Source organism: Streptomyces sp. NPDC046985 (assembly GCF_040644415.1).
Lineage (GTDB): Bacteria > Actinomycetota > Actinomycetes > Streptomycetales > Streptomycetaceae > Streptomyces.
Genome location: NZ_JBEYWK010000029.1, coordinates 1 through 21,910, shown reverse-complemented (window position 1 = coordinate 21,910; position 21,910 = coordinate 1). Strand labels below are relative to the sequence as shown.

Genomic DNA, 21,910 nt, shown 5'->3' with positions numbered 1-21,910 from the left:
CCGTGTTGCCGCTGTCAGCGTCGCCGGGTGCGCTGGGCGGTTGATGCGCTGCGGGGTGGGGGCGGGTGTTCACCACTTGTCGGCTTCCTCGTGTGCGTCGTAGAGCCCGAATCCGGCGGTCGCGGCGGGGCGGGCGTCGTCCTCGGGGAGGTCGTCGATGCTGTCGTCCTCGCCGTGCTGCGCCGACTCGGCGGTGATGGGGCCGGTGCCGTATTGCGGGTGCCGGGCGGGGGGAACCGGCGGCGTGGTGGCGCGGGCCAGGAGAGCTTGTTCGGTGGTGGTGGCGTGGCCGCTGTGGACGCGGCGCATGAGCTGGTCGAGGGCGTCGGCCAGGTCGGCTTCATGCTGCTGGCTGTCGTCGTGGTTGTTGTGGTGGGCGTGGGTGCGGATGTGCTGCCAGGTGTGTTCGTTGAACGGCTGGTGGACGTGGTCGCGGTGGATCCAGGGGATTTCGGTGAGGTGGCCGTCGGGCAGGCGGATCCAGATCTGGCGGACGTCGTGGGGGTTGTAGTGGATTTCCCATTTCCCGCCCCGGCCGGCGACGGGGGAGGCTTGGCCGCGGTACGGGGCGAGGAGATCGTGGTCGTAGGTGCGGTGGTGGATGGTGATGCCGGCGGGGGTGATGGCCTGCCAGCGCACGGGCAGCAGTTCGAGGTAGTCGCGGCCGGTGAGCGGGACCGGCATGTAGCCGGCGACGGCGACCAGTGCGGCCCACATCTGGTTCGGGGTGAGGGCCTTCTTCGGCATCATCGGGTGGCGCAGGCCTTCATGGGACCGGTGGTGGTAGTGCACCAGCCACTCATCGAGCAGATCCTGCAGTTGGGCGACGCTGTAGCAGGCGTCTTTCTCGGTGTCGGGGCCGCGGCGGGTGACGTCGGAGCCGGTGTAGCCGGGCAGGTGCTGGCAGAACAGGGCGTTGATGGTGCCGAAGGTCCGCTCGACGATGCCTTTGGCGGTGGGGGCGCGGGGCGGGGCGGGCTGGACGCTGATCCCGAGGTGCTCGCAGGCGGCGGTGAACGCGGCGGAGACGAAGACTTTGCCGCGGTCGACGACGATCGTCTCGGGCAGGACGACCGGCCGGGCCGCCGCGCCGGCCAGCCGCTCGTCAAGTGAGGCCAGCCGCTGGTGGGGGAGTGCGGGTGCGTGGTCCATGCGCAGGATGTCCGGCCAGGTCGGCCGGGCGGGGTGCGGCACGGCCATCTCCGCCAGCAGCAGGGCCGCGTCGACGGCCTTGGTCGCGCTGGGACACAGCACGGCGGCGAGGATGGCGCGGGTGGCGACATCGACAGCGATGGTGAGTTCGGGGCGGGCCAGACGCCCGTCGTCGAAGAGGGCGAGGACGTCTAGGCGGGTGGTGTCGACCTGGACCTGCTCGCCGGGCCGCAGCGCCGTGGCGGGGGTGAAGGCCCGCCCGTCGACGCTCGCCGGCACCTGCCTCACCGGCCCGGTGGGCAGTTCACCGGGCCGGGCCAAGGTGGTGACCAGGCGGTACAGCGTGGCCTGCGACGGCGCGGGCACCGTACCGGGGCCGTACCGGTCCTGAAGAATCTGGCTGATCAGCGGGAACAGGCCGTTGATGGTGCCCTTGGAGCGGCCGCGCCGACGGCGCAGCGCCTCGCGGACGGCGGCGACGACCCGTTCGTCGGCCCGGCCGGTGGGGCTGGAGGCGCGAGTGGTGCGGTGGTCGAGCAGCCCCCACAGGCCTTGTTTGCGGTAGACGAGCCGCATGCGCTGCACCGTGGTGCGCGAGACCCGGCCAAAGCCCAGCGCGGTCAACTCCTCCGCCTTGGCCTGCTCCCGCTCGGCCAGCGTGTACCGCTCCGGGTCGTACTGCTCCCGCACCACTCCGTCGCTGCCGGGCCCGCCAGTGAGCCCGCACTCGACTTCCCGCACGTGCCGCCGCCAGGCCAGCGCCTTCTCACGTGCCGCGGCGGGGGCGGTCTCGAACAGCCCCCACTGCGGGGCCGCCTGCGGCATGTCGGCGCCGATGACGGCGAAGCCGGGGTCGGCGAACAGGTGCCCGGCGAGCACGGCCTCACCCCCGCCGTCCGGCCCGACCAGATGGATCTCCTGCCCCGCGAGAGCGACGACCTGCCACGTCACGCCACGGAACCGGACGCGCGCACCGGGCTTCACGGTCGGCCGGGCACCGCGCCGCGCGCTCACCAGGCACCTCCCGTCGTGCCCGGGATGCGTCCTGCGGGCCGACGAGGACGCGTTCGTGCAACGGCGCATCCAGGCCGGCCGTCAGCTGTCCGTGCCACAAGGCGTGGAATACGCAGGGGAGGACCTCGATCGGGTCGCCTGCTGCCCCAGCCCCCTCGATCAGCGGCCGGGGCCGCGTGAACGCCTCCGCCACCGCGGCCGCCATACCGGGGCGGCCGGCGTTGCGGGGGTGGCGGTAGCCGGCCAGCCATTTCAGGTTGGCGGCCAGCACGTCGTCGAGGGGCAGCAGGCGCCGGCAGGTCCAGCCGATGTCCGCGCACGCCTGCGCGACCGCCTCGGCGCCCATTCTCGCGCGTTCCCCGCCCGCGCCGGGGTGGCCGGGGCAGTCGGCGACCAGCGCGGTGCCGTCCGCACGGCGGGCGAAAAGCTGCGGCACCCAGGAACGCACCTGTCCACGCGGGTCACGCCACAGCAGCCGCACCGGCCGCCCCGCCAGCCCCGTCACGTCCGGGTCGCGGTCCAGAACCATCAGCTGGACACGCATCGCGTTCGAACCCGCAGCCACGTGCCGCCCGGTCGTCGCCGACCACCACAGACCCGGCCCCCAGCGCCGCCCCGGGACCACCGGGAACGCCGACACAGGCGGCAAGTCCTCGAACGCCACGGTCATGGCGGCATCCGCCCACCGCTGCTGCACAGCCTGCCCCACCGGGTCGAGGAACACCGCCTCGAACCCGCCGCCCTGGTCCACGGCCGCTCGCCCTGCCCGGCTTCGGGCTGCTCCTGTGCTGGTCACTCGCGTCAGCCAAACCGCTCCCGCCAGCGAACACCGCCGTTTTCAGTGTTTCTGCCACAAACGAGTGCCGTATCAGCTAACAGATGACCCGCCCCTCGGCGCAGTGCTCTCAGCCGCCGCTTTCCTGCCAGCCCGTCACCAGTATCTGGTTGAGTGTTTCAACGGGCATGTCCATCCACTGGGCCACTTCCTGAAGTGGAACCCCGCCGTTCACCGCCGCCACCGCGGTCCGTTTCCAGGCCGCTTCGATGAGGCCGGCACTGTGACTGAGACCGCGCAGCAGCCGTCGGGCGACGTCGGCGGTCGGACCGGTCTGCACCCCGCGCAGCTGCAGCAGCTGCTCCTCGGCGCTGTCGATAGCGCTGGTGATCAGCCTGCGCTGCTCTGCGGGTACCGCAGCCCGCCACATCGTCCCCGAACCGGGCGCCTCCTTCTCCTTGCCCAGCACCCGCAGCTGACAGGCCATGCTGGCGGCCTGGTGCTCCTGCCGCAGCCACCACGGGTCGTTGTCGTACCCGGGCGGCCCGCCTGCGCCCCGGCGAATGCGGATGACGCTTCCCATCCACGCGATGAGCGGCCCGCCGTGGTCCGTCGCGGCCAGCGGCCCCAGCCATCCCCGCCCCAGCCGCTCACCGAGCCTGCGGCAGAACATCCCGTCGGCGGGAAGTGCCCGCGGCCGCCCGGCACCGCTGTCAGCCCACACCAACCCGGCCATGGCCGGGTCAAGCAGTGCGTCGGCCACCGCCACCACCTCCGGGAAGACGACCGCGTCCCGCCCCACGATCCGCCACCGCTCCAGATCACCACCTGCATCCCCGCCCGCGACCTCGTGCAGGCGCCCCGGCCAGATCGTCTCCCGCTCCCAGCCAAAGGCCTGCTCCCACCACCGGGCCACCACCGCGTGCGCCAGCGCGAACACCCGCTCCGGCTCTACTCCGGCCCGCACCGCCCGCCGCGCCACCGGGGCCCACCGCCGCTGCGCCGCCACCACCTCCGGCAGGCCACGCAGGTTGAGGTGCTCCAGCGGCTGGTTGGCGTCTGCGTCCAGCAGCCACCGCCCATGCCGGACACACGCTCGTTCCCACCGCGGCGCGTATCGCACCACCCGGAGAGCCGTCCCCGTGCGCCGGGCGGTGCACAGGCGGCAGCCGAACGCCACCGGACCGGCCACCGCGCCCCCGGTCCGCCACGCCGCCGCCGGCACCCCGTCCTTTCCGGCCGACAGCTTGGCGTCCTCCTGTCCCCAGGACGGCAACGCCCGCGCCAGCACGTTCTCTTCGACGCCGCACAGGCATGCCAGGAGCTGCCGTCCGGCCGCGTTCAGCAGCACCTCGGCGTCGGCCCGCGCGCCCCCGCCGTCGTGCCCCGGCGGGTAGTTGCGCCACTGCCAGCACGACCGCAACACCTTCGCTTCCATCCCGTAGCGGCTCGCGATGCGGCAGATCAGCGACGAGGTCGTCTCCCCACGCAAGGGAGAGGTCCGCAGGAGGCCGGGATGATGGGTCACTCCACCACGGTCTCGTGTTCGCCGATCCGGGCGGCCGCTTTCGCAGTAGTCGTCCGGTCCCCAGTCCGCCGTCTGCTTACTTCCTCAGGCCGTGGGTCTCTCTTTCCTGGAGCAGACAGGCGCCGGCGTGCCGGGGATTCGGCCGTTCGAGCACGGACCGGACCCCCCACGCCACCCTGCAGAGGAGACCACCAGCGCGCTTCACCAGCCGGCAGGCGAGCTCACGCCCACTGGATGCCGAGCCCTCTTAGCGCACCCAGCTGCTCCGCCGTGAGCTTGTCCCGCCGGGTCTTGGTGTTCGATACCCATACGCCCAGTTTCACGGTCACCGGTTCCGTCTCGCCGTCGACCTTGATGTCCTCGCTGTGGCCGCGGGGTACAGGCCGGTCGGCGCCTTCCCGCTCGACCCACTGTGCGAGGGCCGTCAATCCGCGCTGGAATGCCTGCTGCGCCTTGCTCGGGCCCTTCGTCGCGCTCTTGGAGGCCGGAGCGGGAGACGGCGCCTTAGCGGGCGTGACGCCCAGCTGGGACAGCTGCTCCTGCTGCTCGGGCAGGAGCCGCGCCCAGATGGCCGGCTGCTTCTGCTGCTGGAGCCATTTACCGATGTCGTCGCCGTGCATCAGCACGCCGGGTGCGATGTCGGGCAGGTGGGCGTCGGCGTCGACCAGGTCCGCCAGGACGCGGTAGTGCCGCTGCCAGTCCAGCGGCCACGGGCAGTCCCAGTCCTGGTCGATCGCCGTCAGCTGCGCCGCGCGGACGGCAGCCCGCTCCGGGTCTTTGCCCAGACCGTTCTTCGCGCCTTTCCGTCGGAGGTTGGACATGTGCTGGCCGATGGGCACCATCGCCTCGCCCTCGCCCCACACCGCGTCCTGCCGCGGCGCAAGGTGCCCAGTGGCCCGCCGGTATGACCGGAGCGCGGCGAGCTTGCTCTCCCACGCCTCCTCGCCCGGCTCCCAGAGCATCCCGGCCTCCGGCGCGTCCAGCAGCGTCTTGCGCCGCTCCTCCAGCTCATCCGCCCGCAGCGCTTTGCGCTGCTGGTGGACCCACAGCCCAAGGGGGAAGGTTTTGGTGACGCCGACCTCGGTCTCGGTGTCGTAGGGCACGGCGTAGAGACCGCTGATCTCGTTCTCCTTCCGCCAGCGGATGAGGGCCTGGTAGCCCTGGAGCCAGACCACCGACTCCACGTGGTAGACGCGGGTGCGCAGGAACGCGGCGATGGTCGATGCGTCCCGGGGAGTGGAGAAGTGGAGGAGGGCCGACTCGGCAGCGGCGTCGGTGTCCTCCTGCTCCCGGTCCTCGCCCTCACCTCCGCCGACGATTCGTCCGTCCTCGTCGCGCTGGAGGTGGACTTTTCGCTTGCCGCTGGTGAGGGCGCGGGAGGCGAGCTGCTCGACCAGGCGCTCATCGTGGCTGCGCAGGCCTTGGAGCACGGCTGCCAGTGGCTTATAGCTGGCGGAGGCGACCATGCCGGTGGGGTCCTCGCCGGGTTCCAGGAAGACCGGGACGATGATCCTGGCGAGCTTCGTGCTGCCGTCCTTGTTGGGGCGAAGCGCGCGGCCGATGTTCTGGACGATCTCGACCTGGGAGCCGCGGGTGTCGGCGAAGCAGATCGAGTCGACTCCCCGTTCGCCGGTGATGTCGACACCTTCCCCGAGGACGCGAACGCTGGCGAGGAAGGCGCGATGCACCCGCCGCCCGGCGGCGTCGATGCCGTTGGCGAACTGACGCAGGGCCTCACGGCGTTCGGATACGAGGTGGTCGCCGCACAGCCATGCCGACCACACCCGGTCCGGGGGTACGTGGCGGCCGGCCTCCAACTCGTAGAACTCCGCGTCGATGGAGGACTTCGGCAGCTTGCCGGCGGCGGCCAGGTCCTCATCGGAGGCGTCGTTCATGTACAGCTCGGCCGCGGTCTCCGGGAGCTTGTCCGCGAACGCGCGGGCCTCTTCGACCTTCTGGTGGAACGTCATGACCGTACGCAGGTTGTACGCCGCCGCGTGTTCCAGGAGCGCGGTCTGCAGGAGCGCGAGGCGCCGGCCCCGCCGGGCTTCCTCGGACTCCCCGAGCACAGGGGAGGGGTCGCGGATCTCCAGCACGTCGATCTCGAATCCGGCGAGGATCTCCCGTTCGATCGCCTCGGAGAGCCCGAGCTCGGCGAGCCACGCGCCGTAGGTGCCGTCCAGGTCGTCGGCCATGGTCGCGATCTCCGCCCTCTGGCCGGCGGTGCCCTTCTGCGACTGGGGAGCGGCGAGGATGCGCGGGGTCGCGGTGCCCGCCCGCCCGGCCTGGTTCGGCCCAGCCCGGCTCGGCGGCGGCCCGCCCGGCGCCGGCTCGTCCGCCTGGCGATGGCGCGCGGCACCGCGTCGTGCCCGGCGAGCACCCGCACCCCCCGGTGCCGGTTCGTCCGCCTGGCGCGACGGCGCGCGGCGCCCCCTCGTGCCCAGCGAGCACCCGCCCCCGCAGACAGCGGCCCAGCGCCGCCTCTCCCGCACGCGCGGCACATCTCCGGCGGTCGCGCCGCATGCCCGGACGCCGCGTCACGCGTCCCGACCCCGAGCCGCGCACCGGGTCCCCTACAGGAGCCGCACGCGACGGCCCCCGTAGGGGCCCCGCGGGCGTTTGCGGCGTATGCCCGACTGTGGGGCGGAGTTTGTGGCGCGGCCCCCGATCACGGATGATGATCGCGGCGCGGGCTGCGGCAGACACCGTCGACCGCCCCGTGAACGGGCGGTGAACACCGGCTTCCGGGCATCCGATAGCCTCTGCCGACATGCCGCCCCCGGGGGCCACCGGGCAGACGGCGCCCCCATTTCTCGTGCACAGGGACCGACGCGGACGCGTCGTCACCAGGGAGTGAGTTCGGTTGTCGACCGCCATCCTCACCGGCCAGCCGGTGCCCGGATCGTCGATCGAGGGCGATCTGCGGTCACTCGGCTTCGACGTGCGGACCGCCGCCGACGTCACCGCCGCCGAGACGCTCCTCGCCCAGATACCCGGCGACCAGCGCGTCGCCGTCGTCGACGCGGCCTTCGTCGGTCACCCGCACGCCCTGCGGCTGGGCCTGACCGACCCCCGCTTCGCGCTCGCCGCCGTCCCCGGCGCGGTCACCGCCCAGCCGGCCGGCCGCCAGGCGCTGACCCGCGCCATGGCCCGGGAGACCTCCGCCGGCGGCGGCGCCGCCCTCGCCGTCGGCAGCCTCGCCGACCGGATCACGACCGCCCTGGACGACGACGGCGCCGCCGTGCACCGCCCGGAGCTGGGCCGGCTCGTCGCCGCCGTCCCCGCCGACCCGCAGGCCCGCAACGAGGCCCGGCAGGCCGTGGCCGCCGTGGACGACGAGGCGGTCCGGCTAAAGTCCGCGGTCAAGGCCCGCGACGGGTTCTTCACGACCTTCTTCATCAGCCCCTACTCGCGGTATCTGGCCCGCTGGTGCGCCCGCCGCGGCCTCACCCCCAACCAGGTCACCACCGCCTCCCTGCTCACCGCGCTGGCGGCGGCCGGCTGCGCCGCCACCGGCGCGCGGGCCGGCTTCGTCGCCGCCGGCGTGCTGCTGATCGCCTCGTTCGTCCTGGACTGCACCGACGGGCAGCTCGCCCGCTACTCCCTCCAGTACTCCACCCTCGGCGCCTGGCTGGACGCCACCTTCGACCGGGCCAAGGAGTACGCCTACTACGCCGGACTCGCCCTCGGCGCCGCCCGCTGCGGCGACGACGTGTGGGCCCTCGCCCTCGGCGCGATGGTGCTCCAGACCTGCCGGCACGTGGTCGACTTCTCCTTCACCGAGGCCAACCACGACGCCACCGCTAACACCAGCCCCACCGCCGCGCTCTCCGACCGGCTCGACAGCGTCGGCTGGACGGTCTGGCTGCGCCGCATGATCGTGCTGCCCATCGGGGAACGCTGGGCCATGATCGCCGTGCTCACCGCGGCCGCCACCCCCCGCGTCACCTTCACCGTGCTGCTCATCGGCTGCGCCTGCGCCGCCGCCTACACCACGGCCGGCCGCGTCCTGCGCTCGGTGACCCGCAAGGCCACCCGCACCGACCGCGCCGCCCGCGCGCTGGCCGACCTCGCCGACAGCGGCCCGCTCGCGGAGGCCGCCGCCCGCCTGCTGCGCGGCCCCGCCCGCACGCTGCCCGGCTTCGCCGCCCCCGCCGCGGCCTTCCTCGGCGCCGCCGCCCTGCTCGCCGCCTGCGCCCTGCCCGCCTTCGGCGGCCCCTGGCCGGTCCTCGCCGCCCTGGTCTACGCGCTGACCTCGGCGCTCGCCGTCGCCCGGCCGCTCAAGGGCGCCCTGGACTGGCTGGTGCCGCCGTTCTTCCGCGCCGCCGAGTACGGCGCCGTGCTCGCCCTGGCCGCCAGGGCGGAGGTGAACGGAGCGCTGCCGGCGGCTTTCGGGCTGGTTGCGGCCGTCGCCTACCATCACTACGACACGGTGTACCGCATCCGCGGCGACGCCGGAGCGCCACCGGCCCGGCTGGTGCGCGCCATCGGGGGGCAGGAGGGGCGGACGCTGCTCGTCACCGTGCTCGCCGCACTGCTCACCGCCGCCCAGTTCAAGGTCGCGCTCACGGTGCTCGCCGTGCTCGTGGCCGCGGTGGTGCTCACCGAGAGCATCCGCTTCTGGGTATCCGCACACAACGACGGCGCACCCGCCGTACACGACGAAGGAGAACCCGCATGATCGGCCTCGTGCTGGCGGCCGGCGCCGGACGGCGACTGCGCCCCTACACCGACACCCTGCCCAAGGCGCTGGTGCCGGTGGGGCCCGACGGCGCGGAGGACGGCATCACCGTCCTCGACCTCACCCTCGGCAACTTCGCCGAGGTCGGCCTGACCGAGGTCGGGATCATCGTGGGCTACCGCAAGGAGGCCGTGTACGCGCGCAAGGCCGCCCTGGAGCAGAAGTACGGGCTCAAGCTCACCCTGATCGACAACGACAAGGCCGAGGAGTGGAACAACGCCTACTCCCTGTGGTGCGGCCGTGACGCCCTCAAGGACGGCGTGATCCTCGCCAACGGCGACACGGTGCACCCGGTCTCGGTGGAGAGGACCCTGCTCGCCGCCCGCGGCGAGGGCCGGAAGATAATCCTCGCCCTCGACACGGTCAAGCAGCTCGCCGACGAGGAGATGAAGGTCGTCGTCGACCCCGCCAAGGGCGTGCGGCGGATCACCAAGCTGATGGACCCGGCCGAGGCGACCGGCGAGTACATCGGCGTCACCCTGATCGAGGGCGACGCCGCCGCGGAGCTGGCCGACGCGCTGAAGACCACCTTCGAGCGGGACCCGCAGCTCTACTACGAGGACGGCTACCAGGAACTGGTCGACCGCGGCTTCACGATCGACGTGGCCCCGATCGGCGAGGTGACGTGGGTCGAGATCGACAACCACGACGACCTCGCCAAGGGCCGGGAGATCGCGTGCCAGTACTGACGAGGCTCATCCCCTCGCCGATCGTCGTCGACATCCGGCGCGGCGCCCTGGACGACCTCGGCGTGATCCTCTCCGACGAGCGGGTCTCGCCCTCCGGGCGGCTCGCCTTCGCCATCAGCGCCGGATCGGGCCGCGTGCTGCGCGAGCGGTTCGCGCCCGCCTTCCCGGACGCCGACTGGTTCGAGGACGCCGACGGCACGATCGACGGCGCCGTCCGGCTTGCCGACTCCATCAAGAAGGCCGGCCGCTACGACGCGGTGGTCGGCCTCGGCGGCGGCAAGGTCATCGACTGCGCCAAGTACGCCGCCGCCCGGGTCGGCCTCCCGCTGGTCGCGGTGGCCACCAACCTGGCCAACGACGGCCTGTGCTCCCCGGTCGCCACCCTCGACAACGACGCGGGCCGCGGCTCGTACGGCGTGCCCAACCCGATCGGCATCGTCATCGACCTCGACGTGATCCGCGAGGCGCCGCAGCGCTACGTCCGGGCCGGCATCGGCGACGTGATCTGCAAGATCTCCGCCGTCGCCGACTGGGAGCTGTCGCACCGCGAGACCGGCGAGAAGGTCGACGGCCTGGCCGCCGCGATGGCCCGCCAGGCCGCCGAGGCGGTGCTGCGCCACCCCGGAGGCATAGGCGACGACGCGTTCCTCACCACGCTCTCCGAGGCCCTGGTCCTGTGCGGCATCTCCATGTCGGTGGCCGGTGACAGCCGTCCCGCGTCCGGCGCCTGCCACGAGATCAGCCACGCGTTCGACCTGCGGTTCCCCCGGCGCAGCGCGCTGCACGGCGAGCAGTGCGGCCTCGGCGGCGCCTTCGCCACCTTCCTGCGCGGCGACGTCGAGACCGCCGGGCAGATGGCCGACGTGCTGCGCCACCACGGCCTGCCCGTGCTGCCCGGCGAGATCGGCTTCGAGCTGGAGGAGTTCGTGGAGGCCGTCGACTACGCCCCGCAGACCCGCCCCGGCCGCTACACGATCCTCGAACACCTCGACCTGTCCACCGACCAGATCAGGGACGCGTACGCCGACTATGCACAAGCCATCGGTAGCTGAACTCCGGCCGGTCGTCCACCCCGCGGGGGTGAAGGACCGGCGCAGCGGTGAGCACTGGGGCGGCCGCCTCTACATGCGCGAGGTCTCGCTGCGCGTCGACCGGCACCTGGTGAACACCCGGGTCACGCCCAACGAGCTGACCTACCTGATGACCGTCTGCGGCGTGCTGGCCGCTCCGGCGCTGCTGGTGCCCGGGATCTGGGGCGCCGTGCTCGGCGTCGTGGCGGTCCAGCTCTACCTGCTGCTCGACTGCGTGGACGGCGAGGTCGCCCGCTGGAAGAAGCAGTACTCGCTGGGCGGGGTCTACCTTGACCGGGTCGGCGCCTATCTGACGGACGCCGCGGTCCTCGTCGGCTTCGGGCTGCGCGCGGCCGACCTGTTCGGCTCGGGCCGGATCGACTGGCTGTGGGCGTTCCTCGGCACGCTCGCCGCCCTCGGCGCCGTCCTGATCAAGGCGGAGACCGACCTCGTCGGCGTCGCCCGGCACCAGGCCGGGATGGCGCCGGTGCAGGAGGCGGCGTCCGAGCCGCGCTCCTCCGGCATGGCGCTGGCCCGCAGGGCGGCCGCGGCGCTGAAGTTCCACCGGCTGGTCCTGGGCATCGAGGCGTCCCTGCTGATCCTGGTCCTCGCGGTCGCCGACCACATCCGCGGCGACCTGTTCTTCTCCCGGCTCGGCGTCGCCGTCCTGGCCGGCGTCGCCCTGCTCCAGACCGTGCTGCACCTGGTGTCCGTCCTCGCCTCCAGCAGGCTGAAGTGAGCGCCGGCATGGGCACGGACCTGAAGGTCGGCGCGGTGATCATCACCATGGGCAACCGCCCCGACGAGCTGCGCGCGCTGCTCGACTCGGTCGCCAAGCAGGACGGCGACCGCGTCCAGGCGGTCGTCGTCGGCAACGGCTCGCCCGTCCCGGACGTCCCCGAGGGCGTGCGGACCGTCGAACTGCCCGAGAACCTCGGCATCCCCGGCGGCCGCAACGTCGGCATCGAGGCGTTCGGACCCGGCGGCCGCGACGTCGACGTGCTGCTCTTCCTCGACGACGACGGCCTGCTCGCCCGGCAGGACACCGCCGAGCTGTGCCGCCGCGCCTTCGCCGCCGACGACCGGCTCGGCATCGTCAGCTTCCGCATCGCCGACCCCGACACCGGCGTCACCCAGCGCCGCCACGTGCCCCGGCTGCGCGCCTCGGACCCGATGCGCTCCTCCCGCGTCACCACCTTCCTCGGCGGCGCGAACGCCGTGCGCACCCAGGTCTTCGCCGAGGTCGGCGGCCTGCCGGACGCCTTCTTCTACGCGCACGAGGAGACCGACCTGGCGTGGCGGGCCCTGGACGCGGGCTGGATGATCGACTACCGGTCCGACATGGTGCTCTACCACCCGACGACCGCGCCCTCGCGGCACGCGGTCTACCACCGCATGGTGGCCCGCAACCGGGTCTGGCTGGCCCGCCGCAACCTCCCGGCCCCCCTCGTCCCCGTCTACCTCGGGATCTGGCTGCTGCTCACCCTGCTGCGCCGCCCCTCCGGACCCGCCCTGCGGGCCTGGTTCGGCGGCTTCAAGGAGGGGTGGAGCACCGGGTGCGGCCCGCGCCGGCCGATGAAGTGGCGCACGGTGTGGCGGCTCACCCGGCTGGGCCGCCCCCCGGTCATCTGACCGGGCTCGTCACCGGGGGCGCCGGCCGCCCCCGGACCGGCTCGCGCGTCCCGGCCGCCGCGCGCCGGACGCCGCGCGCGAGCCGCGCGTCCCGGCCGACGGCCGCGGCGCCGACGGCCTCCCGCCGCACGTCTGGACGTGCGCGCTGCTCTGGGCCCCGACCGTCCTCGCCGACCGTTCCGGCTGCCTGTGGAGGGCGCCGGAGAGGCACGGGCGCGGCTGAGCGGACCGCGTGCGGGAGCGCCGCGCGGGACCCCTGCGCCACTGCTCCGGCCGGGCCCGGCGTGCGCGAAGGAAGCGTCAACTCCGGCAACGCCAAGGAATCTTGACGTCGATCGGTGTGTTCTTGTGATCTGCGGGACACCCTCGCCGCGGCCGCCGCGTTGTACGACGTAAGCTGTGTCGGTCCCGGAAAGCGGCAAGTGGGGAGATAGCGCGCCACACCCTGTACCAGGGCCCTCGCGGACAGCCGGGCGGCGTGTCCGAAATAGTGTGTGTCGGGTCGGCAGTGTAGAACGGGAGATGTGACGGCAATGGCTACGGAAACTCCCCACCTCAACACAGCAGGTGCCGTCCACGCCCCGGGCAGCGGGCGATGAGGCGGACGGACGCGGCGCACGACCCCGAACGCGCCACTCTGGACAAGGCCGCGGGCGAGAACTTCCCCGTGGCGCCGTTCTTCCTGCCCAGGACCTGCCGCGACGACCTGATGGCCGTCTACGGCTTCGCCCGCCTCGTCGACGACGCGGGCGACGGCGACCTGGCCCCCGGCGGCGCCGACGCCCGCCTCCTCGGCGTCCCGGTCGCACAGGCGGACGACCGGATCGTCCTGCTCGACGCCGTGGAGGCCGACCTGCGGCGGGTCTTCGGCGGCGCCCCCCGCCACCCCCTGCTGCGCCGCCTCCAGCCCGCGGTCCGCCGCCGCTTCCTCACCCCGGAGCCGTTCCTCGGCCTGATCGCGGCCAACCGTCAGGACCAGCTCGTCACCCGGTACGAGACGTACGACGACCTCCTCGCCTACTGCGAGCTGTCCGCCAACCCCGTGGGCCGCCTCGTCCTCGCCGTCACCGGCGCCTCGACCCCCGAGCGGATCCGCCGTTCCGACGCGGTCTGCACCGCGCTTCAGATCGTCGAGCACCTCCAGGACGTCAAGGAGGACCTCGCCCGCGACCGCGTCTACCTGCCCGCCGAGGACATGAAGCGCTTCGACGTGCAGGAGGCGGACCTCGCCGAGCCCGCCGCGGGCGCGTCGGTGCGCGCGCTGGTCGCGCACGAGACGGAACGCGCCCGCGATCTGCTGAATGAAGGCGCCCCCCTGGTGGGTAGCGTCCACGGCAGGCTGAAGCTGCTGCTCGCGGGGTTCGTGGCGGGGGGAAGGGCGGCGATCAGGGCGATCGCCGCCGCCGACTACGACGTACTCTCCGGCCCGCCCAAGCCCGGGAAGGTCCAGTTGCTGCGCGAGGCGGGCGCGACTCTGCGAGGAAAGGGGTGATCCGGACCGTGGAGTCGGAACAGCACGCGTCCGCACCGGTACTCGCCGCCTACAGCTACTGCGAGACCGTCACCGGGCAGCAGGCCCGCAACTTCGCCTACGGCATCAGGCTGCTGCCCGCGCCCAAGCGCCGTGCGATGTCGGCGCTGTACGCGTTCTCCCGGCGGGTGGACGACATCGGCGACGGCGCGCTGGCCGACGGGGTGAAGGTCGCGCGGCTGCGGGAGACCCGGGCGCTGCTGGACCGCATCCGGGGCGGCGCCGTCGAGGAGGACGACACCGATCCCGTCGCCGTCGCCCTGTCCCACGCCGCCCGCTCCTTCCCGATCCCGCTCGACGGCCTGGACGAGCTGATCGACGGCGTCCTGATGGACGTGCGCGGCGAGACCTACGAGACCTGGGACGACCTGAAGACGTACTGCCGCTGCGTGGCCGGGGCCATCGGGCGGCTCTCGCTCGGCGTGTTCGGCACCGAGACCGGCGCGCGCGGCGCCGAGCGCGCCCCGGAGTACGCCGACACGCTGGGCCTCGCGCTCCAGCTCACCAACATCCTCCGCGACGTGCGCGAGGACGCCGAGGGCGACCGCACCTACCTGCCCGCGGACGACCTCGCCAAGTTCGGCTGCTCGGCCGGGTTCCACGGGCCCGCGGCGCCCGAGGGCTCCGACTTCGCGGGCCTGGTGCACTTCGAAGTACGCCGGGCCCGCGCCCTGTTCGCCGAGGGCTACCAGTTGCTGCCCCTGCTGGACCGGCGCAGCGGCGCGTGCGTCGCCGCCATGGCCGGGATCTACCGCCGCCTGCTCGACCGCATCGAGCGCGACCCCGAGGCCGTGCTGCGCGGCCGCGTCTCCCTGCCCGGACGCGAGAAGGCGTACGTCGCCGTGCGCGGGCTGTCCGGCCTGGACGCCCGGCACGTGACCCGGCAGACCGTCAGGAGGCGTGCCTGATGGCCCCGCCGACCCCGCCGACCCCGCCGACCCCGCAGTCCTGCCGCCGGGCCGGGCGGCGGGCAACCCCGCGCCCCCGGACGGCGTCACCAGCGGTGGCGGACGGCCGGGGGACACCCGCGCGCCGCCGCGGACGCACGGGGGAGGACGCGCGATGACCGACGGGACCCGACCGCACGGTCCGCTGCCCGGCGCCCCGCACTCTTCCGGACGGCACGCGGTGGTGGTCGGCGGCGGCCTGGCGGGCCTCACCTCCGCCCTCGCGCTCGCCGACGCCGGCGTGCGCGTCACCCTGCTGGAGAGCAGGCCACGCTTGGGCGGCCTCGCCTTCTCCTTCCAGCGCGGCGACCTCACCGTCGACAACGGACAGCACGTCTACCTGCGCTGCTGCACCGCCTACCGCTGGTTCCTCGACCGCATCGGCGCCACCGCGCTCGCCCCGCTCCAGGACCGGCTCGACGTGCCCGTCCTCGACCTCGGCAGGCCCGAGGGACGCAGACTCGGCCGGCTCCGCCGCGATCCGCTGCCCGTCCCCCTGCACCTCGGCCGCAGCCTGGCCACCTACCCGCACCTCTCCCTCGCCGAGCGCGCGCGGGTGGGCCGCGCCGCGCTCGCCCTCAAGGCCCTCGACCCGGCCGACCCGGCCCTGGACGACCGGGACTTCGGAAGCTGGCTGGCCGAGCACGGCCAGTCGCCGCGCGCCGTGGAGGCGCTGTGGGACCTCGTGGGGGTCGCCACCCTGAACGCGGTCGCCTCCGACACCTCGCTGGGGCTGGCCGCGATGGTGTTCAAGACCGGTCTGCTGTCCGACCCGGGCGCGGCCGACATCGGCTGGGCCCGCGTCCCGCTGGGCGAACTGCACGACCGGCTGGCCCGCGAGGCGCTCGACGCCGCGGGCGTGCGCACCGAGGTCCGCTCCCGCGTCACCTCCGTCTCCACCGGCGACGACGGCCGCTGGCGCGTCCAGGTCCCCGGCGAGCGGATCGACGCCGACGCGGTCGTCCTCGCCGTGCCGCACCGCGAGGCGTACGACCTGCTCCCGCCCGGCTCCCTCAAGGCCCCCGAGCGGCTGCTGGCCATCGGCACCGCGCCGATCCTCAACGTGCACGTCGTCTACGACCGCCGTGTGCTCGCCCGCCCGTTCGCCGCCGCCCTCGGCACCCCGGTGCAGTGGATCTTCGACCGCACCGAGGCGTCCGGACTGCGCCACGGCCAGTACCTCGCGCTGTCCCAGTCGGCGGCGCAGCACGAGATCGACGCGCCCGTGGCCGTGCTGCGCGAGCGCTACCTGCCCGAACTGCGCAGGCTGCTGCCCGGGGCCCGCCGGGCCGAAGTCCGCGACTTCTTCGTCACCCGGGAGCGCACGGCCACGTTCGCCCCGGGCCCCGGCGTCGGGCGGCTGCGGCCCGGCGCCCGCACCGAGGCCCCCGGCCTCTACCTGGCCGGAGCGTGGACCGCCACCGGGTGGCCCGCGACCATGGAGAGCGCGGTCCGCAGCGGAGTCGGCGCGGCGGACGCCGCGCTCAGCGCCCTGGGCCGGCCCCGGCCGAGCCGCCCCTTCGCCCAGAAGGAGGCGGCCGAGCGCGCCATGGCCAGGGAGGCGACCCGCCGCCCCGGACGGCAACCGGACGCGCCCGGAGCATTCCTGCGCGGAGGCGCCCGGTGACGACTCACCAGCGGCCCCCAGCGGGCCCCTTCGCCTCCGGCACCGCGACAAGAGGAGAGACTGTGCCCACTGTGCCCCCGGCCTCGACGCCCGTGAGAGGGACCGCGGTGGACGTGACCGCGCTCCTGGAGCGCGGCCGGACCCTGGCCACGCCCGTCCTGCGGGCGGCCGTCGACCGGCTGGCCCCTCCCATGGACACCGTCGCCGCCTACCACTTCGGCTGGATCGACGCCGAGGGCAACCCGGCGCACGGGGACGGCGGCAAGGCCGTGCGGCCCGCCCTGGCCGTGCTCTCCGCCGAGGTCGCCGGCGCCGCCCCCGAGACCGGCGTCCCCGGCGCCGTCGCCGCGGAGCTGGTGCACAACTTCTCGCTGCTGCACGACGACCTGATGGACGGCGACGAGCAGCGCCGGCACCGCGACACCGTCTGGAAGGTGCACGGCCCCGCCCAGGCGATCCTGGTCGGCGACGCCCTGTTCGCCCTGGCCTACGAGGTCCTGCTGGAGCTGGGCACGGTCGACGCGGGCCGCGCCGCCCGGCGGCTGACCGCCGCCACCCGCGCCCTGATCGACGGTCAGGCGCAGGACATCTCCTACGAGCACCGCGACCGGGTCAGCGTCGAGGAGTGCCTGGAGATGGAGGGCAACAAGACCGGCGCCCTGCTCGCCTGCGCCTGCTCCATCGGCGCCGTGCTCGGCGGCGCCGACGACCGCACCGCCGACACGCTGGAGCGCTACGGCTACCACCTCGGACTCGCCTTCCAGGCCGTCGACGACCTCCTCGGCATCTGGGGCGACCCGGACGCCACCGGCAAGCAGACCTGGAGCGACCTGCGCCAGCGCAAGAAGTCCCTGCCGGTGGTGGCCGCGCTCGCGGCGGGCGGCGCCGCCTCCGAGCGGCTCGGCGAGATCCTCGCCGCCGACGCCAAGAGCAGCGACTTCGCGCACTTCTCCGAGGAGGAGTTCGCGGCCCGCGCCGCCCTGATCGAGGAGGCGGGCGGCCGCCACTGGACCGCCGAGGAGGCCCGCCGCCAGCACGCCGTCGCCGTCGAGGCCCTGGACGCCGTCGACATGCCCGGCCCGGTGCGCGCCGCCTTCACGGCGCTCGCCGACTTCGTCGTCGTACGGAAGAGATGATCGCCATCGGTCGAACCAGCCTCGCGTAGTCGCCGGCCGGCGCCGGAAGGTCCCGGGCGCCGGCCGACGGCGGACCCACAGCAGCACGACTCGCACGACTGCAAGAAGGGGAAGCCATGACAGCGACGACCGACGGAAGCACCGGGGCGACACTGCCGACCCACGCTGCCGCGGCCAGCGACACCGTGCTCAGCGCCCCCGTCGTGGCCGGGGCGCACGAAGCGGCCGCACGGGCCGCGCGGCGTGCCGCTGACTTCCTGCTCGCCCGGCAGGACGCCGAGGGCTGGTGGAAGGGCGACCTCGAGACCAACGTCACGATGGACGCCGAGGACCTGCTGCTGCGCCAGTTCCTGGACATCGCCGACGAGGACACCACCCGCGCCGCCGCGCTGTTCATCCGCGGCGAGCAGCGCGAGGACGGCGCCTGGGCCACCTTCTACGGCGGCCCCGGCGACCTGTCCGCCACCGTCGAGGCGTACGTCGCCCTCCGGCTGGCCGGAGACGCGCCCGAGGCCCCGCACATGGCGCGCGCCTCCGCGTGGGTCCGGGCCCGCGGAGGCATCGCCGCCTGCCGCGTCTTCACCCGCATCTGGCTGGCCCTGTTCGGCTGGTGGAAGTGGCAGGACCTGCCCGAACTCCCGCCGGAGCTGATCTACTTCCCCCGCTGGTTCCCGCTCAACATCTACGACTTCGGCTGCTGGGCCCGGCAGACCATCGTGCCGCTCACCGTCGTCTCCGCCAAGCGGCCGGTGCGCCCCGCCCCCTTCTCCCTGGACGAGCTGCACATCGACCCGGAGCGGCCCTGCCCGAAGACGCCCTTCGCCCCGGCCGCCACCTGGGACGGCGTCTTCCAGCGCCTGGACAAGGCGCTGCACGCCTTCCGCAGAGTGGCGCCCCGGCGGCTGCGCCGGGCCGCGATGAACACCGCCGCCCGCTGGATCGTCGAACGCCAGGAGAACGACGGCTGCTGGGGCGGCATCCAGCCGCCGGCCGTGTACTCCGTCATCGCACTGCACCTGATGGGCTACGACCTCAAGCACCCCGTGATGCGCGCGGGCCTGGAGTCGCTGGACCGCTTCGCCGTCTGGCGCGAGGACGGCGCCCGGATGATCGAGGCGTGCCAGTCGCCGGTCTGGGACACCTGCCTGGCCGTCATCGCGCTCGCCGACGCCGGAGTCGGCGCCGACCACCCGCAACTGGTGAAGGCCGCCGACTGGATGCTGGGCGAGCAGATCGTGCGGCCCGGCGACTGGTCGGTGCGCCGCCCCGGACTGCCGCCCGGCGGCTGGGCGTTCGAGTTCCACAACGACAACTACCCGGACATCGACGACACCGCCGAGGTGGCGCTCGCGCTGCGCCGGGTCCGCCACCACGACCCCGAGCGGGTGGACCGCGCCATCGGGCGCGGGGTGCGCTGGAACCTCGGCATGCAGTCGAAGAACGGCGCCTGGGGCGCGTTCGACGCGGACAACACCAGCCCGTTCCCCAACCGGCTGCCGTTCTGCGACTTCGGCGAGGTCATCGACCCGCCGTCCGCCGACGTGACCGCGCACGTCGTGGAGATGCTCGCCGTCGAGGGCCTGAGCCACGACCCGCGCACCCGGCGCGGCATCGCCTGGCTGCTCGCCGAACAGGAGCCGGACGGCTCCTGGTTCGGCCGCTGGGGCGTCAACTACCTCTACGGCACCGGCTCCGTCGTCCCCGCCCTGACCGCGGCCGGCCTGCCCGGCTCGCACCCGGCGATCCGCCGCGCGGCGGCCTGGCTGGAGAGCGTGCAGAACGCCGACGGCGGCTGGGGCGAGGACCTGCGCTCCTACCAGGACGCCCGCGAGTGGAGCGGCAAGGGCGCCTCCACCGCCTCGCAGACGGCCTGGGCGCTGATGGCGCTGCTGTCGGCGGGGGAGAAGGACTCCCAGGCCGTCGAGCGCGGCGTCCGCTGGCTCGCGGACACCCAGCGGGAGGACGGCTCCTGGGACGAGCCGTACTTCACCGGCACCGGCTTCCCCTGGGACTTCTCCATCAACTACCACCTGTACCGGCAGGTCTTCCCGCTCACCGCGCTCGGCCGCTACGTCCACGGGGAGCCCTTCGCGGACAGGCCGCCGCAGGCGGGGCCGCGCACCGAGGCCAAGGCGGGCTGATGGCCTCCCCGTCCGCTCCGGCCCCGCTGCTGATCGCCTGCGCGCTCGGCATCGAGCACCTCGCCCTGCGCACCGGCGACCGCGGGGCGACGCGCCGGGGCCCCGCGCGCCCCGGGGCAGGAGCGGACGGCGGCGCGGGTCCGGGCGGGCCGGTGACGGTGCTGCGCACCGGCATGGGCCCCCGAGCGGCGGAGCGCTCCGTCGCCCGCGCCCTGGCCGGCCCGGAACTGGCCGGGGCCGCCGTCCTGGCCACCGGCTTCTGCGCCGGACTCGCCCCCGGCATGCACCCCGGCGACCTGGTGGTCGCCGAGGAGACCCGCGACGCGCGCGGGACCGTCCCGTGCGCCGGCGCCGGACTCCTCGTGAAGGAACTCGCCCGCGCCCTGCCCGGCCGCACCGTCCACACCGGGCCGCTCATCGGCGCCGACCACGTCGTCCGCGGCTCCGAGCGATCCGAGCTGCGCGCCACCGGCGCCATCGCGGTCGACATGGAGTCGGCGGCCACGCTGCTGACCGCCGTGCGCACCGGCCCGCGTCCGGTGGCGGCCGTCCGGGTGGTCGTGGACGCCCCGGAGCACGAACTCGTCCGCATCGGCACGGTGCGCGGTGGAATATCTGCTTTCCGCGTCCTTCGTTCCGTCCTGCCGACTTTCTTCGAATGGCACCGTAATGTGCTGCTCCCCAGGAGGTGAGCCAGATGGCCATGCCACTGCGCCAGTCCGTCAAGGTCGCTACATACCTTGCCGAGCAGAAGCTCCGCAAGCGGGACAAGTTCCCGCTGATCGTGGAGCTGGAGCCGCTCTTCGCCTGCAATCTCAAGTGCGAGGGCTGCGGCAAGATCCAGCACCCGGCCGGGGTGCTCAAACAGCGCATGCCGGTCGCCCAGGCCGTGGGAGCGGTGCTGGAGTCGGGTGCGCCGATGGTGTCCATCGCCGGCGGCGAACCCCTGATGCACCCTCAGATCGACGAGATCGTCCGGCAGTTGGTCGCCAAGCGCAAGTACGTCTTCCTGTGCACCAACGCCATGCTGCTGCGCAAGAAGATGGACAAGTTCACCCCCTCGCCCTACTTCGCCTTCGCCGTCCACATCGACGGACTGCGTGAGCGGCACGACGAGTCGGTGGCCAAGGAGGGCGTGTTCGACGAGGCGGTGGCGGCCATCAAGGAGGCCCAGCAACGCGGCTTCCGGGTGACCACGAACTCCACCTTCTTCAACACCGACACCCCGCAGACCGTCGTCGAGGTCCTCAACTACCTCAACGACGACCTCAAGGTCGACGAGATGATGATCTCGCCCGCCTACGCCTACGAGAAGGCGCCCGACCAGGAGCACTTCCTGGGCGTGGAGCAGACCCGCGAGCTGTTCAGGAAGGCGTTCTCCGGCGGCAACCGGCGCCGCTGGCGGCTCAACCACTCGCCCCTGTTCCTCGACTTCCTGGAGGGCAAGGTCGACTTCCCGTGCACCGCCTGGGCGATCCCGAACTACTCGCTCTTCGGCTGGCAGCGCCCGTGCTACCTGATGAGCGACGGGTACGTGCCGACGTACCGCGAACTCGTCGAGGAGACCGACTGGGACAAGTACGGCCGGGGCAAGGACCCGCGCTGCGCCAACTGCATGGCGCACTGCGGCTACGAGCCCACCGCGGTCCTGGCCACCATGGGATCGCTGAAGGAGTCCCTGCGCGCCCTGCGCGAGACCGTCTCCGGAAACCGGGAGTGACCCTGTGACCGCAGTGGACCTAGGCGTCCCCGCGATGCCGGCCCGCCCGATCGCCGAGCGCCGCAAGACCCGGCAGATCCAGGTCGGGTCGGTGGCGGTGGGCGGGGACGCCCCGGTGTCGGTGCAGTCGATGACGACGACGCGGACCTCGGACGTGGGCGCGACGTTGCAGCAGATCGCGGAGCTGACGGCGTCGGGGTGTCAGAT

At 73.6% G+C, this 21,910-nt stretch carries 17 protein-coding genes; 13 read left to right on the top strand and 4 right to left on the bottom strand.

What is annotated here, in order from left to right; genetic code table 11:
* Window positions 1-69 precede the first annotated feature (69 nt).
* The 4 genes from ABZ861_RS29075 to ABZ861_RS29060 all read right to left on the bottom strand — a co-directional run bounded on the left by ABZ861_RS29075 (window position 70) and on the right by ABZ861_RS29060 (window position 6,664).
* Window positions 70-2,103 carry a Mu transposase C-terminal domain-containing protein gene (locus ABZ861_RS29075; RefSeq protein ID WP_361636199.1) on the bottom strand — a complete coding sequence of 678 codons (2,034 nt, stop codon included), beginning with the start codon at window positions 2,101-2,103 and terminating at the stop codon, window positions 70-72.
* Window positions 2,036-2,917 (bottom strand): TnsA-like heteromeric transposase endonuclease subunit, encoded by an 882-nt coding sequence (locus ABZ861_RS29070; RefSeq protein ID WP_361636197.1) that lies wholly within the window; start codon window positions 2,915-2,917, stop codon window positions 2,036-2,038. Before ABZ861_RS29070 ends, ABZ861_RS29075 begins: the two co-directional genes overlap by 68 nt.
* A gap of 154 nt (window positions 2,918-3,071) precedes the next feature.
* Window positions 3,072-4,469, bottom strand: a complete 1,398-nt coding sequence (locus ABZ861_RS29065; protein ID WP_361636195.1) for a DNA-binding protein — start codon at window positions 4,467-4,469, stop codon at window positions 3,072-3,074.
* 221 nt (window positions 4,470-4,690) lie between these two features.
* The gene (locus ABZ861_RS29060) at window positions 4,691-6,664 is read right to left on the bottom strand and encodes a Helicase associated domain protein (protein ID WP_361636193.1); all 1,974 of its coding nucleotides are present in this window, start codon (window positions 6,662-6,664) and stop codon (window positions 4,691-4,693) included.
* A 668-nt stretch (window positions 6,665-7,332) separates the two neighbouring features.
* On the opposite strand from ABZ861_RS29060, the gene ABZ861_RS29055 reads away from it, so the two are divergent.
* From ABZ861_RS29055 to ABZ861_RS28995, 13 genes are all read left to right on the top strand, one after another.
* Window positions 7,333-9,150: a DUF5941 domain-containing protein gene (locus ABZ861_RS29055; protein ID WP_361636190.1), complete on the top strand. Its 1,818-nt coding sequence runs from the start codon at window positions 7,333-7,335 to the stop codon at window positions 9,148-9,150.
* On the top strand, window positions 9,147-9,899 hold the full coding sequence (locus ABZ861_RS29050; RefSeq protein WP_361636188.1) for a phosphocholine cytidylyltransferase family protein: 753 nt from the start codon (window positions 9,147-9,149) through the stop codon (window positions 9,897-9,899). Before ABZ861_RS29055 ends, ABZ861_RS29050 begins: the two co-directional genes overlap by 4 nt.
* Window positions 9,887-10,951 (top strand): iron-containing alcohol dehydrogenase family protein, encoded by a 1,065-nt coding sequence (locus ABZ861_RS29045; RefSeq protein WP_361636185.1) that lies wholly within the window; start codon window positions 9,887-9,889, stop codon window positions 10,949-10,951. The genes ABZ861_RS29050 and ABZ861_RS29045 overlap by 13 nt, the downstream gene beginning before the upstream one ends.
* A complete protein-coding gene (locus ABZ861_RS29040; protein WP_361636182.1) occupies window positions 10,929-11,708 on the top strand; it encodes a CDP-alcohol phosphatidyltransferase family protein in 780 nt (259 codons plus the stop codon). The genes ABZ861_RS29045 and ABZ861_RS29040 overlap by 23 nt, the downstream gene beginning before the upstream one ends.
* 8 nt (window positions 11,709-11,716) lie before the next feature.
* Complete coding sequence (locus ABZ861_RS29035) at window positions 11,717-12,601, top strand: glycosyltransferase (RefSeq protein WP_361636180.1); 885 nt, start codon at window positions 11,717-11,719, stop codon at window positions 12,599-12,601.
* Window positions 12,602-13,196: 595 nt separating this feature from the next.
* Window positions 13,197-14,093 (top strand): squalene synthase HpnC, encoded by an 897-nt coding sequence (gene hpnC / locus ABZ861_RS29030; protein ID WP_361636178.1) that lies wholly within the window; start codon window positions 13,197-13,199, stop codon window positions 14,091-14,093.
* Entirely contained in the window at window positions 14,090-15,040 is a 951-nt protein-coding gene (gene hpnD / locus ABZ861_RS29025; protein WP_361636175.1) for a presqualene diphosphate synthase HpnD, read from the top strand. The genes hpnC and hpnD overlap by 4 nt, the downstream gene beginning before the upstream one ends.
* Window positions 15,041-15,194: 154 nt before the next feature.
* Entirely contained in the window at window positions 15,195-16,706 is a 1,512-nt protein-coding gene (gene hpnE / locus ABZ861_RS29020) for a hydroxysqualene dehydroxylase HpnE (protein WP_361636267.1), read from the top strand.
* Window positions 16,703-17,842 carry a polyprenyl synthetase family protein gene (locus tag ABZ861_RS29015; protein WP_361636172.1) on the top strand — a complete coding sequence of 380 codons (1,140 nt, stop codon included), beginning with the start codon at window positions 16,703-16,705 and terminating at the stop codon, window positions 17,840-17,842. The genes hpnE and ABZ861_RS29015 overlap by 4 nt, the downstream gene beginning before the upstream one ends.
* 116 nt (window positions 17,843-17,958) lie before the next feature.
* Window positions 17,959-19,983, top strand: a complete 2,025-nt coding sequence (gene shc / locus ABZ861_RS29010; RefSeq protein WP_361636169.1) for a squalene--hopene cyclase — start codon at window positions 17,959-17,961, stop codon at window positions 19,981-19,983.
* Window positions 19,983-20,675: a 1-hydroxy-2-methyl-2-butenyl 4-diphosphate reductase gene (locus ABZ861_RS29005; RefSeq protein ID WP_361636166.1), complete on the top strand. Its 693-nt coding sequence runs from the start codon at window positions 19,983-19,985 to the stop codon at window positions 20,673-20,675. Before shc ends, ABZ861_RS29005 begins: the two co-directional genes overlap by 1 nt.
* Window positions 20,676-20,680: 5 nt before the next feature.
* Window positions 20,681-21,703: an adenosyl-hopene transferase HpnH gene (gene hpnH, locus ABZ861_RS29000; protein WP_361636164.1), complete on the top strand. Its 1,023-nt coding sequence runs from the start codon at window positions 20,681-20,683 to the stop codon at window positions 21,701-21,703.
* 4 nt (window positions 21,704-21,707) lie between these two features.
* Window positions 21,708-21,910: flavodoxin-dependent (E)-4-hydroxy-3-methylbut-2-enyl-diphosphate synthase (locus tag ABZ861_RS28995; protein WP_361636161.1), on the top strand; the 203-nt coding region annotated here is incomplete at its 3' end.